The sequence below is a fragment of the uncultured Dechloromonas sp. genome (assembly GCF_945957265.1).
Taxonomy (GTDB): Bacteria; Pseudomonadota; Gammaproteobacteria; order Burkholderiales; family Rhodocyclaceae; genus Azonexus.
On the sequence record NZ_CAMFKO010000014.1, the window covers coordinates 25,179 to 38,940 of the forward strand.

Annotated in this window: 13 protein-coding genes; 6 read left to right on the top strand and 7 right to left on the bottom strand. The window is 64.3% G+C overall.

Annotated features, from left to right (window positions below; genetic code table 11):
- Window positions 1-21: 21 nt before the first annotated feature.
- The 3 genes from can to Q0P59_RS09300 all read right to left on the bottom strand — a co-directional run bounded on the left by can (window position 22) and on the right by Q0P59_RS09300 (window position 2,978).
- On the bottom strand, window positions 22-1,275 hold the full coding sequence (gene can / locus Q0P59_RS09290; RefSeq protein ID WP_366090553.1) for a carbonate dehydratase: 1,254 nt from the start codon (window positions 1,273-1,275) through the stop codon (window positions 22-24).
- Between the two features lie 4 nt (window positions 1,276-1,279).
- Window positions 1,280-2,452: an isovaleryl-CoA dehydrogenase gene (locus tag Q0P59_RS09295; protein WP_295005897.1), complete on the bottom strand. Its 1,173-nt coding sequence runs from the start codon at window positions 2,450-2,452 to the stop codon at window positions 1,280-1,282.
- A gap of 76 nt (window positions 2,453-2,528) precedes the next feature.
- Entirely contained in the window at window positions 2,529-2,978 is a 450-nt protein-coding gene (locus Q0P59_RS09300; RefSeq protein ID WP_295005900.1) for a PaaI family thioesterase, read from the bottom strand.
- A gap of 267 nt (window positions 2,979-3,245) precedes the next feature.
- Here Q0P59_RS09300 and Q0P59_RS09305 point away from each other — a divergent pair, with 267 nt between their 5' ends.
- Window positions 3,246-4,727, top strand: coding sequence for an ABC transporter ATP-binding protein (locus Q0P59_RS09305; RefSeq protein ID WP_295005902.1), 1,482 nt, complete (start codon window positions 3,246-3,248; stop codon window positions 4,725-4,727).
- 10 nt (window positions 4,728-4,737) lie between these two features.
- Here Q0P59_RS09305 and Q0P59_RS09310 read toward each other — a convergent pair whose 3' ends face one another.
- Window positions 4,738-5,130 (bottom strand): MerR family DNA-binding transcriptional regulator, encoded by a 393-nt coding sequence (locus tag Q0P59_RS09310; RefSeq protein ID WP_295005904.1) that lies wholly within the window; start codon window positions 5,128-5,130, stop codon window positions 4,738-4,740.
- Between the two features lie 99 nt (window positions 5,131-5,229).
- On the opposite strand from Q0P59_RS09310, the gene Q0P59_RS09315 reads away from it, so the two are divergent.
- The 3 genes from Q0P59_RS09315 to Q0P59_RS09325 all read left to right on the top strand — a co-directional run bounded on the left by Q0P59_RS09315 (window position 5,230) and on the right by Q0P59_RS09325 (window position 8,591).
- The gene (locus Q0P59_RS09315; RefSeq protein ID WP_295005907.1) at window positions 5,230-6,255 is read left to right on the top strand and encodes an MBL fold metallo-hydrolase; all 1,026 of its coding nucleotides are present in this window, start codon (window positions 5,230-5,232) and stop codon (window positions 6,253-6,255) included.
- Between the two features lie 33 nt (window positions 6,256-6,288).
- Window positions 6,289-8,124: a class I poly(R)-hydroxyalkanoic acid synthase gene (gene phaC / locus Q0P59_RS09320; protein WP_295005909.1), complete on the top strand. Its 1,836-nt coding sequence runs from the start codon at window positions 6,289-6,291 to the stop codon at window positions 8,122-8,124.
- Window positions 8,125-8,237: 113 nt separating this feature from the next.
- Window positions 8,238-8,591, top strand: coding sequence for a hypothetical protein (locus Q0P59_RS09325; protein WP_295005911.1), 354 nt, complete (start codon window positions 8,238-8,240; stop codon window positions 8,589-8,591).
- Window positions 8,592-8,636: 45 nt separating this feature from the next.
- On the opposite strand, the gene Q0P59_RS09330 is transcribed toward Q0P59_RS09325, so the two are convergent.
- Genes Q0P59_RS09330 through Q0P59_RS09340 form a run of 3 tightly spaced genes read right to left on the bottom strand, consistent with a single transcriptional unit; the run spans window position 8,637 to window position 11,013 of the window.
- Entirely contained in the window at window positions 8,637-9,089 is a 453-nt protein-coding gene (locus Q0P59_RS09330) for an SCP2 sterol-binding domain-containing protein (protein ID WP_295005913.1), read from the bottom strand.
- 2 nt (window positions 9,090-9,091) lie between these two features.
- Window positions 9,092-9,994 carry a U32 family peptidase gene (locus tag Q0P59_RS09335; protein WP_295005915.1) on the bottom strand — a complete coding sequence of 301 codons (903 nt, stop codon included), beginning with the start codon at window positions 9,992-9,994 and terminating at the stop codon, window positions 9,092-9,094.
- Window positions 9,995-10,005: 11 nt separating this feature from the next.
- Window positions 10,006-11,013 (bottom strand): peptidase U32 family protein, encoded by a 1,008-nt coding sequence (locus Q0P59_RS09340; RefSeq protein WP_295005917.1) that lies wholly within the window; start codon window positions 11,011-11,013, stop codon window positions 10,006-10,008.
- Between the two features lie 116 nt (window positions 11,014-11,129).
- Between Q0P59_RS09340 and Q0P59_RS09345 the strand changes: the two genes are divergently transcribed.
- On the top strand, window positions 11,130-12,875 hold the full coding sequence (locus tag Q0P59_RS09345) for a PAS domain-containing hybrid sensor histidine kinase/response regulator (RefSeq protein ID WP_295005919.1): 1,746 nt from the start codon (window positions 11,130-11,132) through the stop codon (window positions 12,873-12,875).
- Window positions 12,868-13,758, top strand: a complete 891-nt coding sequence (locus Q0P59_RS09350) for a response regulator (protein WP_295005922.1) — start codon at window positions 12,868-12,870, stop codon at window positions 13,756-13,758. Before Q0P59_RS09345 ends, Q0P59_RS09350 begins: the two co-directional genes overlap by 8 nt.
- The last annotated feature ends 4 nt before the right edge of the window (window positions 13,759-13,762 follow it).

The following is a 13,762-nucleotide window of genomic DNA, read 5'->3' on the forward strand; positions in this document are numbered from 1 at the left end:
GGTTTTTATGAATAAATCGGTTCAGGCCTCGAGTGCCTTCAATGCGGCGTCGTAGCGTACGGGCAGGTCTTCCGGGCAGTCGACGGTGATGCCGAGGTCGTGCATCAGGCCGTCCTTCAGGCCGTAGATCCAGCCGTGGATGGTGAGGTCCTGGCCGCGCGCCCAGGCGTCCTTGACGACCGGGGTGTTGACCACGCTGACCACCTGCTCCAGCACGTTCAGTTCGCACAGGCGGGCATGGCGCTGTGCCACCGGCAGGCTGTCGACCTGCGCCAGGTGCTTGTTATGGACTTGCTGCACGTTGTCCAGCCAGAAATCGACGATGCCGACGCGCGCCTTGTTCAACGCGGCGAGCACGCCGCCGCAGCCGTAGTGGCCGACGACCGTGATGTGCTTGACCTTGAGCACGTCGACGGCGTACTGGATCACCGACAGGCAGTTGAGGTCGGTGTGCAGCACGAGGTTGGCGACGTTGCGATGGACGAAGACCTCGCCCGGCAGCAGGCCGACGATTTCGTTGGCCGGCACGCGCGAATCGGAACAGCCGATCCACAGCAGCTCCGGTGTCTGGATCTTGGCCAGCCGGTTGAAGTAGTCGGCGTCGACTTCCTGCATCTTGCGCGCCCAGGCGCGGTTGAAGTCGAACAGGTGCGACAGGTTCTCGCTGCGCACTTCTTCTTCCGACCAGTTTTCCAGATCGAGGGTCAGGAACATCGTGCCTTCGACCGGCGTCTGGTAGTAAGCCGGCGCTTCGGTGAAACCCAGCTCGCGGTAGAGCTTCACCGCCATGCGCATGTTGGGCAGGGTGTCGAGCATCAGCTTCTTGTAGCCGATTTCCTTGGCCGCCTTGATCGCAGCCATGGCCAGCGCGGCGCCGACGCCCTGGCCGCGCGCTTCCGGATCGACGTAGAGGCGCTTCATCTCGCACAGGCCGTCACTGTCCTGCAACGGGCGCACCCCGACGCAGCCAACCGGCCGGCCGTCGATTTCGGCAAAGAACAGGCGGCCCTGAGGCGGCGCATAGGCGCCGGGCAGGGAGGCCATTTCCTGGTCGAAATTCTGGTACGACAGGTCGACGCCCAGCCAGCCCGCGTAGTTGCGGAAATACTGGCGAACCTGCTCCAGGGCTTCGCTGTCGTCGGCAGAGAGGGTGCGTAAGGTGATGGTCATGGGGTGGGGCTCCGGGTAGCGACGGCGGCAGGTGGTGCCGCCGTTCGTTGGACGTGAGGCGCGCGGATTGCGCGGACGACCTATTCTACCCGTGCCGAAAATTATGGATTCAGCGTGTCTCCGCCATCAGTTCGCGACCGATCAGCATGCGGCGGATCTCGCTGGTGCCGGCGCCGATCTCGTACAGCTTGGCGTCGCGCCACAGGCGGCCGGTGGCGTATTCGTTGGTGTAGCCGACACCGCCCAGGGTCTGGATCGCCTCGCCGGCCATCCAGGTCGCCTTTTCCGCCGAGTAGAGAATGGCGCCGGCGGCGTCCTTGCGCAGCGTGCGGGCGTGGTCGGCGGTGTCGCAGGCGCGGCCCAGCGCATAGACGTAGGCACGGTTGGCCATCCAGGTCGAATACATGTCGGCGACCTTGCCCTGCATCAGCTGGAATTCGCCGATCGCCTGGCCGAACTGCTTGCGCTCGTGCAGGTAGGGCACGACGATGTCCATGCAGGCGGCCATGATGCCGAGCGGGCCGCCGCAAAGCACGGCACGCTCATAGTCGAGGCCGGACATCAGCACCTTGGTGCCGTTGCCGACGCCGCCCAGCACGTTCTCTTCCGGCACTTCGCAGTCGTCGAAGAACAGCGGGAAGGTGTTCGAGCCGCGCATGCCCAGCTTGTCGAGGTGGGTGCCGTGGGTGAAACCCTTCATGCCCTTCTCGACGATGAAGGCGGTCATGCCCTTGGCGCCGGCCTCGGGATCGGTCTTGGCGTAGACGACCAGGGTGTCGGCATCGCCGCCGTTGGTGATCCACATCTTGGCGCCGTTCAGGACGTAGCGGTCGCCCTTCTTCTCGGCCTTGAGCTTCATCGACACGACGTCGGAACCGGCGTTCGGCTCGGACATGGCGAGGGCGCCGACGTGATCGCCGGAGATCAGCTTGGGCAGGTATTTGTCTTTCTGCGCCGCGCTGCCGTTGCGGCGGATCTGGTTGACGCACAGGTTGGAGTGGGCGCCGTAGGACAGGCCGACCGAGGCCGAGGCGCGCGAGATTTCCTCGAGTGCGACGATGTGGGCGAGGTAGCCCATGTTGGTGCCGCCGTATTCCTCGCCGGCGGTCATGCCGAGCAGGCCCATGTCGCCGAACTTCTTCCACAGGTCGGCGGGGAATTCGTTGACCCGGTCGATCTCCGCGGCGCGCGGCGCGATCTCGGCGTCGGCAAAGGCCTTCACCGCGTCGCGCAGCAGGTTGATGTCTTCGCCGAGGGCGAAATCGAGGCTGGGAATGTTCATGTTTGTCTCCGGTTAGTTATTAGTTGCTAGTCATTAGTCGTCAGCTTGCTGGTAACTAGCGACTAATGACTAGTGACTAGCGTTTCTCTTCCTTGCCGTGCATCACCATGATGGTCTGCTGCATCAGCGCGCACAAGGTTTCCTTGCCTTCCTTCACCGCGAACACTTCGGCTTGCGTGACGACCAGCGTGCGGCCCGGGCGCACCACCTTGCCGCGGGCGATCAGCTTCTCGCCGTCGGCCGGGGCGACCAGGTTCATCTTGTATTCCACGGTGAGCACCGATGCCGAGGCGGAAACCAGCGTCATCGCCGCGTAGCCGGCCGCCGAGTCGGCGATCATGCCGACCACGCCGCCATGCACGAAGCCGTGCTGCTGCTCGACACCCGACCAGTGCGGCAGGTGGATTTCCGTGCGTCCGGGCTCGACCAGCGGCAGCGTGGCCCGGATCAGGTCCATGGCGTGCTGCTTGGCGAAGCTGGCGCGGACGCGGTCGGCGAAAGCGGGGTCGTGGGCGTGCAAGCTCATGCGGGTCTCCAAAACGGGTTGGCGTAGGGTGATTGTATTGACGTTTACGTTAACGTCAACTGCCGCATGAAATTATCTGCACCCGACAGTTTCGCGTCAGGATTTATGGAATAGACTGAGCCCTGCGGCATCGCGCCGCCTTTAACCAACCGCTCACGAGGAGAATCCAAATGGCCAAGAAGAAAAAGAAGAAGTAATCGCTGTATCGTGTTCGACAAAAAAGCAGGCGCAAGTCTGCTTTTTTCATTTCTGCTTCAAAATCCGTTTATGTCCGCCCATTCCTCATTCCAGCGCCGGGATTTCCTGCGCTTCCTGCTCGGCCCCTCTTTCGCGGCCATGCTCTTCCTGGTCATGGTGCAGGAACTGTTCGGGGCCGGGACGACCTGGCTGGTCATCCGGGTGGCGCGGGACATCACCGAAGCCCATGTGACGGCCGGCGATTTCGTCTGGATCGTCGTCACCCAGACCTTTTCCTACCTGGCCGGCGCGGCCAGCTGGATTTACGCCGAACGCACCGGCTTTACCGCCTTCGGCAAGTACCTGCTGCATTTCGCCCGCAGCAACCGCTTCCGGACGGCCCTGCTCGGCGATGCCCAGGCCCGCGAGAGCACCGAGCCTTTCCTGACCAACGAAAGCTTCCGGGTCTGCTTCGACCTGATGTACGACCTGCAGTTCTACCTGCGCCTCTTCTTCAACATCGTCTTCAATGCCGCCGTCCTCGGCATGGAAATCGACGGCGGGCTGCCGCTCGCCTACGTCCTCGCCTTCGCCTTGCTGGTCGTCCTGCAATGGACCCTGCGCAAGCCGCTGGCCGCCGCCTACCTGCACAACCAGCGGATGACCAACCGCATGATGGCGCGCACCTACAACGCCTGGGACAACATCTTTTCCGGCAATCGCTACAACTTCCGGCTGTGGCATGGCGACCTGCGCGACCGGCTGGGGGCGGCCTTGAGCGCCCAGGTCCGGGCCATCCTGGCGCGCGAGGGGTGGAGCGCGATCAGCGGCATCATCGCGCTGATCATCGTCCTCGCCGCCACCGCCTGGGTCGCCGTCCACGAATCCGGCAACGTCGCCTTGCTGATCGCCCTGGCCGCCACCTTGCCCCGGCAGATTGAGATGACCCTCGACATGCACCAGCTGACCGCCGGCATGACCGACCTGCTCGCCATCTGGACGCGCATCAAGGGCATTTGCGAACACATGCAACCGGCCGGCGACGAGCGCATCGACGAACGCATCGCTTTCGACCGCCTCGTCCTCAAGGTCGGCGACCGGGAAAAAAACTGCGGCAGCCTGGCCGAGGCGCTCCAGGCGGTGCTCGCCGAGCCGACCGGGCTGGTCTCCGTGCGCGGCGGCAACGGGGCGGGGAAGTCGACCCTGCTCGTCGCGCTGAAGGCGTGCTTCGCCGGCCGGGCCTATTACTGGCCGGCCCACGATCGCCTGAACTTCCGTTTCAACACAGGGGGCGGCGCGCCGATGCCGGAAATCGATCCGGACGACGAAGCCGAGGAGCCGGAAGCGTTCAGCGCCGAGGAAGCGGCGCAGGAAAAAACCGGCTATTCCTCAGGCGAGCGCCAGCTGCAGGTGCTGCGCGAAATCGTGGCGGAGACGGCGCAAGCGATCTACCTGCTCGACGAATGGGATGCCAACCTGGATGCCGGCAACCGACAGGCGGCGCGGGAACTGGTCGGGCAACTGGCGGCGCGGGCCCGCGTCGTCGAAATCTCGCACCGCGACGCCCGCTAGGCGCGACGGCTCACTTTGCGCCGCGGCGCGTCAATTCGTCCTGGCACAGCGTTTCGAACTGGGCGATCTCGCCGAGCATGGCTTCGATGTCCTCGCGCTGCTGCTGCAGCGCCGCCCGCCGTCTATCCATGATGCGCAGGCATTCGAGCAGTTGCGGCGTCTCGTCCTCGGTCGACGCGTACATGCCGATCAGGTCCTTGATCTCGGCCAGCGACAAGCCGAGGCGCTTGCCGCGCAGGGCCATCTTCAGCCGGGCCCGGTCGCGGCGGGTGAATACGCGCTTGTTGCCTTCGCGCTGCGGCGCCAGGATGCCCTGGTCTTCCCAGAAGCGGATCGTGCGCGGCGTGATGTCGAACTCGCGGGCGAGGTCGGAAATCGCGAAGGTGGGGCCAGCCTGGCTCATTTTGTCTCCTGTTGGAGCGGCAGAGTAAAACAGATGCGGGGGCTTTTTTCAATCCGCCACCGTATGGTAAGTTGCCGTTTCACCAGACAAGAGCACATCATGGCCCTGCATTTTCCCCACGCCCATCCGCCGGCCGCCGGCGAACTGACCGAAGTCGCGTCCGGTGTCTTCTGGCTGCGCATGCCGCTGCCCTTCCAGCTCGATCACATCAACCTCTGGCTGCTGCGCGACGGCGACGGCTGGGTCATCGTCGATACCGGCTTTCCCGAAGACCACGTCCGCGCAACCTGGTCGCTGATCCTCGACCGGCTGGACGGGCCGGTGAACAAGCTGATCGTCACCCATTTCCACCCCGATCATCTCGGCCTGGCCAGCTGGCTGATGGAAAAAACCGGCGCGCCGCTGTGGATGAGCACGGGCGAATTCCTGACCGCCCACGTCGTCTGGAACGAAGTGGGCGGCCACGGCGCCCGCTTCATGGTCGAACAGTTCCGCCAGCACGGGCTGGATGCCGAGCACCTGGCCAAGTTCGAGAAGCGCGGTTCCGGGTATCGCAAGGCGGTCCCGGCCCTGCCGGATTATTACAATCGGCTGATGGCGGGCGATTCGGTCGTCATCGACGGCCGCAACTGGCAGCTCGTGATCGGCCACGGCCACGCGCCGGAACATGTGGCGCTTTACTGCGCCGAACTCGGCGTGTTAATTTCCGGAGACATGCTTTTGCCGAGAATTTCCACCAATATCAGCGTATTTGCGGCAACACCGGAAGCGGATGCGCTGCGCTGGTACCTGGAGTCGCTGGATGTGATGGCGCGGGAGATTCCGGCAGAAACGCTCGTGCTGCCTTCGCACGGGCTTCCCTTCACGGGGGTGCAGGAGAGGGTAGGGGATTTGCATGCGCACCACGAGGAGCGACTGCGGGCCTTGGAGACAAGCTGTGAACAAGCGCCAAAGAGCGCAGCCGAATTGCTGGAAACGTTGTTCAACCGGCAACTCGATACACACCAAACCATGTTCGCGATGGGCGAGGCGATCGCTCATCTGAACTACCTTGAACAAGCTGGTCGGTTGTCGCGTCAATGCGATGCCGAAGGGGTGATTCGCTATACGCGGACGGGACACTGAGCCGCCGCGCACTGACAGAGAGGGAGTTTGAAGATGTCGCAGCAAACCGAAAACCAGGGCATGAATTTGCCCAATCCGGCCGAAATGGCCAAGACCTACGCCGAAGTCGCCCAGCGCGCCTCCCGCGTGATCACCCAGTTCATGGAAAAGAAAGCCAAGGACGGCGTCGATGCGCCGGCCGACGAACTGGGCGTGGCCAAGGCCTTCATGGACCTGTCGGCCCGCCTGATGGCCAATCCGTACAAGATGGCCCAGACCCAGATGAACATGATGTGGGACTACTTCTCGCTGTGGCAGGGTTCCATGATGAAGATGATGGGCATGCCCGGCGCTGCCCCGATCGCCGCCCCGAAGAAGGGCGACAATCGCTTCAAGGACGAAGACTGGGAGCAGCATTTCCTGTTCGATTTCGTCAAGCAGTCCTACCTCATCGCCGCCCGTCACATCCATGACACCGTGGCCGGCACGGAAGGCCTGGACGAGGCGACCCAAACCAAGGTCAACTTCTTCACCCGCCAGTACATCGACGCCCTGTCGCCGTCCAACTTCGCACTGACCAACCCGGAAGTCTTCCGCGAAACCGTCAAGTCGCACGGCCAGAACCTGATCAAGGGCCTGAACAACCTGCTGCACGACGTCGAAGCCGGCGACGGCCAGCTGCGCATCCGCATGACCGACACCTCGGCCTTCGAAATGGGCAAGAACGTCGCCACGACGCCGGGCAAGGTGATCTTCCAGAACGACCTGTTCCAGCTCATCCAGTACGATCCGAAGACCCCGGACCAGTACAAGAAGCCCTTCCTGATCGTGCCGCCGTGGATCAACAAGTACTACATCCTCGACCTGCGCGAGAAGAATTCGATGGTCAACTGGGCGACCAGCCAGGGCCACACCACCTTCATCATGTCCTGGATCAACCCGGACGAGAAGCTGGCCCAGAAATCCTTCGAGAACTACCTGCTCGAAGGCTCGCTGGAAGCCATCAACCAGGTCTGCGCCCACACCGGCGAGGACAGCGTCAACCTGGCCGGCTACTGCCTGGGCGGCACGCTGACCATGACCACGCTGGCCTACATGGCCGCCAAGAAGGACAAGCGCGCCAACTCCGGCACCTTCTTCACGACCATGCTCGATTTCTCCGAGCCGGGCGAACTGGGTGTCTTCCTCGATGAAGGCGCCGTCGCCGGCCTGGAAAAGAAGATGGCCGAACGCGGCTTCCTCGAAGGTTCGGAAATGGCCGGCACCTTCAACATGCTGCGCGCCAACGACCTGATCTGGTCTTTCGTGGTCAACAACTACCTGATGGGCAAGGACCCGTTCCCGTTCGACCTGCTCTACTGGAACTCCGACTCGACCCGCATGCCGGCCGCGATGCACAGCTTCTACCTGCGCAACATGTACCTCGGCAACCTGCTCAAGGAACCGGGCGGCATCACGCTGGGCGGCGTCAAGATCGACATCAGCAAGGTCAAGACCCCGTGCTACTTCATTTCCACGATCGAAGACCACATCGCCCCGTGGAAGAGCACCTACATGGGTGCCCGTCTGCCCTCCGGCCCGACCAAGTTCGTGCTCGGTGGCTCCGGCCACATCGCCGGCATCGTCAATCCGCCGGTCGCCAACAAGTACGGTTTCTGGACCAATGACGCCACCGACGGCGACCTGCCGGAAAGCCCGGAAGACTTCCTGGCCGGCGCCACGCAGAACGCCGGTTCGTGGTGGACGCACTGGGATCAGTGGGTGACCGGCCTGTCGGGCGGCTCCGCCAAGGTCAAGGCACGCCAGCCGGCCGACGGCAAGCTGAAGGTTATCGAAGACGCCCCGGGCGCCTACGTCAAATTCCGCCTGGACGCCCAGAAGAAGAACTGATCGCCAGGGCGATTCGATCTCAAGAACGGGAGGCTGCGGCCTCCCGTTTTTTTCGAACTTCCGTTTGCGCGCTTGTCCAACGTGCACAGCAAGCAAGGAGGTGTGCCATGTTGATGAGCGAATTGCCCGTGGTCTCGGTTCATATTCCGATGGAACTGCGTGCCTTGGCGGGGGGGCACGACGAGGTGATGGCCAGCGGCGAAACGGTGGGCGACGTGTTGCATGCCGTGGGGCATACCTACCCCGATTTCGCCGCGCGGGTTCTCTGCGGCGACGGGCGGCTGGCGGAAGGCCTGAGCATCTGCCTGGGCGGCTGTACGCAGCCCAAGGAGCTGTCTTCGCCGGTCGGCCAGGAGGAGGTGCTCAGTATCGTCGCCACCGGTGTGATGGCCTGTGCGGTACCGGCGCGAGAGCGGGAGCCGCAAGCGGAAGCGCCGGCCGAGGCGCTGATTTCCATCGGCGACTGAGCCGCCGGGAGCGGGCCGGACGACCGGCCCGCGGGCTGTGCAGGTTTAGCTGCTGGCCAGCGGCAGGCGCGGCAGCTTGGGCCACTCGACGGCGTCGAGCATGTTCTTGACGATCAGCCCAAGTTCGGTGTCGCCGGTGATTTCCAGTTCGCGGTTGAAGAACAGGGTATCCGGGTCTTCCTGGCGGGCCAGCAATTGCAGATAGGCCGACAAATTGGCGGCAAAGGCCAGGTCGGGCTCGCGTTCGGGGCGAAAGACCGGCCGGAACAGGCCGTGGCGGTAGGTGTAGGACGCTTCGCCGCCGGTATCCAGAACGCGGACGCGGAACAGCTTGTCCTCGAGCAGGGCCAGTTCGCTTTCCGGGAGGAGCTTCATTTTCAGCGCGGTGTTGAGCACGCCGACCAGGGCCAGCGCATGCGGCCATTGCGGCAGCTTGTGGCCGAGGCTGGCGACGAAGGCGGGCAGCTTGAATTTGGGAATGGTGAAATTGCCGTTCATGGTCATGCTCCCAGGGTAGCGAGGGCTTGCGTGTGGTGCTGGCGGATGCCGGCATCGCCGAACCAGTAACCGTCGACCAGGCCGCTTTCGCTCCAGTTCCGGCTGTCGGCCGCTGCCGGCTCGCCGCGCCGGGCGGCGTCGAAGGCGGCGATGATTTCGTCGATGTGCTGCTTCTGCGGGCTGATGCGGACGGCGTCGATGCCCATGGCCAGCATGTCGGGAATCTCGTGCAGCAGGTTGTAGCTCTGCGCCGACATGGTCTGGATGCCGTTGATGGTCAGGAAATCCTGCCCCTCGCGGGTTTTCAGCGTCAGGCCCTCGGCGTGGTCGAGGCACTTGAACTGGCAGTCGTCCTTGTTCAGGTTGTAATGGCGGGCGGTGAAGCAGCGCGCCGAGAAGGCCAGCGGGATCTTGCCGAAAACGAAGACCTCGGTTTCGATGCCGGCCGGGCGGCTGCGGTGCAGCGTGTCGATCAGCGTGCGCGTCGCTTCCAGCGGCGGCACCCAGCGCTTCAGGCCGAAGCGGGCGAAGGTGGCCAGCGCCGATTCGTTGTAGATGTTCAGGTGCGGCCCGGCGACGAAATCGCGGCCGGCCACCAGGTTGACCGCGCCGAGGTCGTTGGCCTCGACCTTGCAGCCGGCCTCGTCGATCAGCCGGCGCAGGGCCTTGAGGTCGCTTTCCGATTCGAGCAGGGCCTGGGCGGAGACGACGACTTCCTTGCCGGCGTCGGTCAGGTCGCGGGCCAGGCCGATCCAGTCGGCGGTGCGCAGCTGCTGGCGGCGCGAGCAGACGACTTCGCCGACGTAAACAATGTCGAGGGCGGGGTTCTGCGCCATCGCGGCGTAGAACTCCATGACTTCGGCCTTGGGCCAGAAGTAGAGCAGGGGTCCGAGCGAAAGTTTCATGCGTGTTCTCGTTAGCGCCACGGCCGGTTGTAGGCGCCGAGCGTGGCCTGGCTGCCTTCGGAAACCTTGGCCAGTTCGGCCTGCCAGGCCGGTTTGACGTGGAAGCGTTCGGCGCTGTCGCGGGCCGCGTCGAGGGCGGCGCGCAGCGTGCGGGTGACCTGGGCGACGTAGGTCGGGCTGCGCTGGCGGCCTTCGACCTTGATCGCCTTGACGCCGATCTTGATGATGTCCGGCAGCAGTTCCAGCACGTTCAGGCTGGTCGGCTCTTCCAGCGCGTAATAGGTCTCGCCCTGCACCTCGAAGCGGCCCTTGCACAGGGTCGGGTAGCCGGCCGGCTCGTCGTCGCCGAAGCGGTCGATGAGGATGCCGTTGAGCCGCGTTTCCATGGCGCCCGGCTTCTTGTCCCACTTGACGTACTTGGCCGGCGAGCAGGCGCCGACGGTGTTCGGCGATTCGCCGCAGGCGTAGGACGACAGCCAGCAACGGCCCTCGTTCATGACGCACAGGCTGCCGAAGCCGAAGACCTCGATCTCGACCGTGGTGTGCTTGATCACGTGCTCGACCTGGGCCAGCGTCAGCACCCGGGGCAGCACGGCGCGGCGGATGTCGAATTCGCGCTGGCAGAAGTTGATCGCCTCGTAGCTGGTGGCCGAGCCCTGGACCGACAGGTGCAGGCGTTGCTGCGGATGCTTGTTGCGGGCGTAGTCGAGCAGGCCGATGTCGGCCAGGATGATGGCGTCCACGCCCTGGTCGACGGCGCCATCGACGGCCTTGTGCCAGTCGGCGATGCGGCCGGCCTGCGGGAAAGTGTTGATGGCCATCAGCACTTCGCGCCCCTTGGCATGGGCGTAGCGGATGCCCTCGGCCATGGTCTTGGCGTCGAAGTTCAGGCCGGCGAAATTGCGGGCGTTGGTATCGTTCTTGTAGCCGAGATAGACGGTGTCGGCGCCGTTGTCGACGGCTGCCTTGAGGGCGGGGAGGCTGCCGGCGGGGCAGACGAGATCGGGCAGGGAGCTCATGGGCGGACTCCTGAATATCAAGCGCCGGAGTATAGCCACACCATTTTGCGCGCCATTGATCCTCGTCAAACACATGGGCGATGCGAGGGTCAGAATCAAAACGGAGGATACGTAAAATGTGCGCGCAATCTCGCCAGGCAGTTCATGCGGACCCGGAGGCTCTTCCGGAGCCGGCCGCGCGACCGGGGTTGGCGGGAGGGGTGCTGCTGCTGATCCTGGTTCTGGTCTTGCCGAGCGTGCACCTCCTGCTCGAATATTCGCGCCTCTCGGGCAGCGTGGCGAGCGAGGCCAATGCCCAGGCCGAGCTGGCATCCCGTTTTGCGGCGCAGGCGCCGGATGCCTGGCGCTGGGCGCCGGGAGAGATGCTCGACGCACTGGCCGGGCGCATCTATCCCGAGCACCGGACGGTGCTGGAGGATGCCTCCGGTTCGACCGTCGCGACGCTGAGCGATCCGCCTTCCTGGCCGAGCGTGTCGGGCAGCGCGGCGATCCGGCTGGATCAGCGCGTCGTTGGCGTGCTCAAGGTCGAGAGCAGCTTGCGCGGCGAAATCGGCGATACCTTGCTCGCTTCGTCGATCAGCGCCCTGGTCGCCTTGCTCGTTCTGCTGCCGCTCTACAACCGGCACTGGGCCAGCCTGCGCCGGGCCAACGCGGCATTGGCGCGGAGCGAGGCGCGCTTTCGCGACCTGGCGACGCTTTCGTCCGACTGGCTGTGGGAGCAGGATGCCGAGCTGCGCTTCCGCGACATGTCGTCCGGATTGATCCGGGCGGGCATGAGCACCCGCAGTACCGAGGGCAAGCGACGCTGGGAGCTGCCGATCCTGCTCGATGAGGCGGACTGGGCGGCGCACAAGGCCGTATTGGCGGCGCGCCGGCCATTTTCCGATTTCGAGTATCCGATCCGTGGCGACGACGGGCGCCTGCACTGGTACTCGGTATCCGGCAATCCCATTTTTGACGCGACGGGATGTTTCGTCGGCTATCGCGGAACGGGGCGGGAGATCACCCGCGCCAAGGCCGCGGAGGCGGCGTTGCGCGAGCATGGCGAGCATCTGCAGGCCTTGGTCGATAGCCGTACGGCCGACCTCCTGCGTGCCAAGGAGGTGGCCGAGTCGGCCAACCGGGCGAAAGCGGAATTCCTGTCGAACATGTCGCACGAACTCCGGACCCCGATGCATGGCATCCTTTCGTGTGCCCGCCTGGGGGCCGACAGGGTGGGCAAAGTCGACGACGAACGCCTGGGCGGATATTTCCAGCTGATTCAGGATAGCGGCAAGCGCCTGCTGGTGCTGCTCAACGATCTGCTCGATCTTTCCGGGCTGGAGGCCGGCAGGCTGCTGGCACAGCCGGTCGCGCTCGATCTCGCCGAGCTGGTGCGCCGTGTGGCGCGCGAACTGCACGCGCTGTTCGAACTGCGCGGACAGCGGATAGTCTTTTCCTGCACGGGTGACACATGGATGCACGGCGATCCCGAGCGCCTGGCCCAGGTTGTCCGCAACCTGCTTGCGAATGCCGGGAAGTTTTCGCCGCAGGGAAGCGTCGTGTCCGTCCACCTCCGGCCGGACAGCATGTCGTTGGCCGGCGAGACGGTGGCGGCCCTGAGCCTGGTCGTCGAGGATCGCGGGGCAGGCATCCCGGCGGACGAACTGGAGCGCATCTTCGACAATTTCGCGCAAAGCTCGACGACGAACAGCGGGGCCGGCGGTTCCGGCTTGGGACTGGCGTTGTGTCGGGAAATTATTCGCCTGCATTGCGGTATGATCTATGCGCAGAATCGCCAGGATGGCGGGGCCTGCTTCACCGTGCAGCTACCCGTTCGGCATCCGGCCCCTGGCGCAGGAGAGAGACTGAGCAATGGATAAGGAACGTGTCCTCGTTGTAGATGATGAACAATTGAACCTGTTCATCATCGAGGAGTTTCTCGAACAGGAAGACATCGAGCTCGAGATGCACAGCAATCCGTTGGATGCCTGGTCGAGCCTGAGCGCTCCCGAGAGCAATTTTTCGCTGGTGGTGCTCGACCGCATGATGCCGGAGCTCGATGGCATGGAATTGCTCCGCCGGATGAAGCGCGAAGCGCGTTTCGCCGACGTGCCGGTCATCATGCAGACGGCGGCCTCGTCGCCCGATCAGGTGCGCGAAGGGCTCGAAGCGGGCGCTTACTACTACCTGACCAAGCCCTATGAGCCGGAAGCGCTGATCTCCATTGTCCGGGCCGCGCTGGAGGATCGCCGCGGCCGCCGCCAGCTGCGCAGTCGTGCGGCCCGCCTGGAGGAAGCGCAGGCGCTGATCCGGACTGTCGAGTACAGCTTTGTGACGCTCGAGGACATTGCCTCGCTGGTTCCGGTGCTGGCCGATATGTGTCCGGTTCCGGACGTCGTCGCGCCTGGCCTGTCCGACCTGATGGTCAATGCCGTGGAGCACGGCAACCTGGGCGTGACCTACCAGGAAAAGTCCCTGCTCAAGTGGGAAGGCGACTGGGAGGGGGAAATCCAGCGTCGCCTGGCCTTGCCGCAGTTCCAGGGGCGTTTTGCCACGGTGCGGGTTGAGCGCGATGCCCAGAGCCTGACGTTTACGATTACCGACCAGGGGGGCGGTTTCGTCTGGGATAAATTCCTGAGCTTCGATCCCGACCGGGCTTTCGATCCCAATGGTCGCGGCATCGCGATGGCCAGGATGATGAGTTTTTCGTCGCTGGAGTACCAGGGCAAGGGCAACGTGGTGGTTGCCCGGGTCACGCGCTGAGTTT

What these genes read in the sequence shown, in the direction of transcription:
- Q0P59_RS09335 (WP_295005915.1), bottom strand. Translation starts at nt 9,994, where the DNA reads ATGAAACTTTCGCTCGGACCCCTGCTCTACTTCTGGCCCAAGGCCGAA.
- Q0P59_RS09305 (WP_295005902.1), top strand. Translation starts at nt 3,246, where the DNA reads ATGTCCGCCCATTCCTCATTCCAGCGCCGGGATTTCCTGCGCTTCCTG.
- Q0P59_RS09315 (WP_295005907.1), top strand. Translation starts at nt 5,230, where the DNA reads ATGGCCCTGCATTTTCCCCACGCCCATCCGCCGGCCGCCGGCGAACTG.
- Q0P59_RS09330 (WP_295005913.1), bottom strand. Translation starts at nt 9,089, where the DNA reads ATGAACGGCAATTTCACCATTCCCAAATTCAAGCTGCCCGCCTTCGTC.
- Q0P59_RS09295 (WP_295005897.1), bottom strand. Translation starts at nt 2,452, where the DNA reads ATGAACATTCCCAGCCTCGATTTCGCCCTCGGCGAAGACATCAACCTG.
- Q0P59_RS09310 (WP_295005904.1), bottom strand. Translation starts at nt 5,130, where the DNA reads ATGAGCCAGGCTGGCCCCACCTTCGCGATTTCCGACCTCGCCCGCGAG.
- Q0P59_RS09345 (WP_295005919.1), top strand. Translation starts at nt 11,130, where the DNA reads ATGTGCGCGCAATCTCGCCAGGCAGTTCATGCGGACCCGGAGGCTCTT.
- phaC (WP_295005909.1), top strand. Translation starts at nt 6,289, where the DNA reads ATGTCGCAGCAAACCGAAAACCAGGGCATGAATTTGCCCAATCCGGCC.
- Q0P59_RS09325 (WP_295005911.1), top strand. Translation starts at nt 8,238, where the DNA reads ATGAGCGAATTGCCCGTGGTCTCGGTTCATATTCCGATGGAACTGCGT.
- Q0P59_RS09340 (WP_295005917.1), bottom strand. Translation starts at nt 11,013, where the DNA reads ATGAGCTCCCTGCCCGATCTCGTCTGCCCCGCCGGCAGCCTCCCCGCC.
- Q0P59_RS09300 (WP_295005900.1), bottom strand. Translation starts at nt 2,978, where the DNA reads ATGAGCTTGCACGCCCACGACCCCGCTTTCGCCGACCGCGTCCGCGCC.
- Q0P59_RS09350 (WP_295005922.1), top strand. Translation starts at nt 12,868, where the DNA reads ATGGATAAGGAACGTGTCCTCGTTGTAGATGATGAACAATTGAACCTG.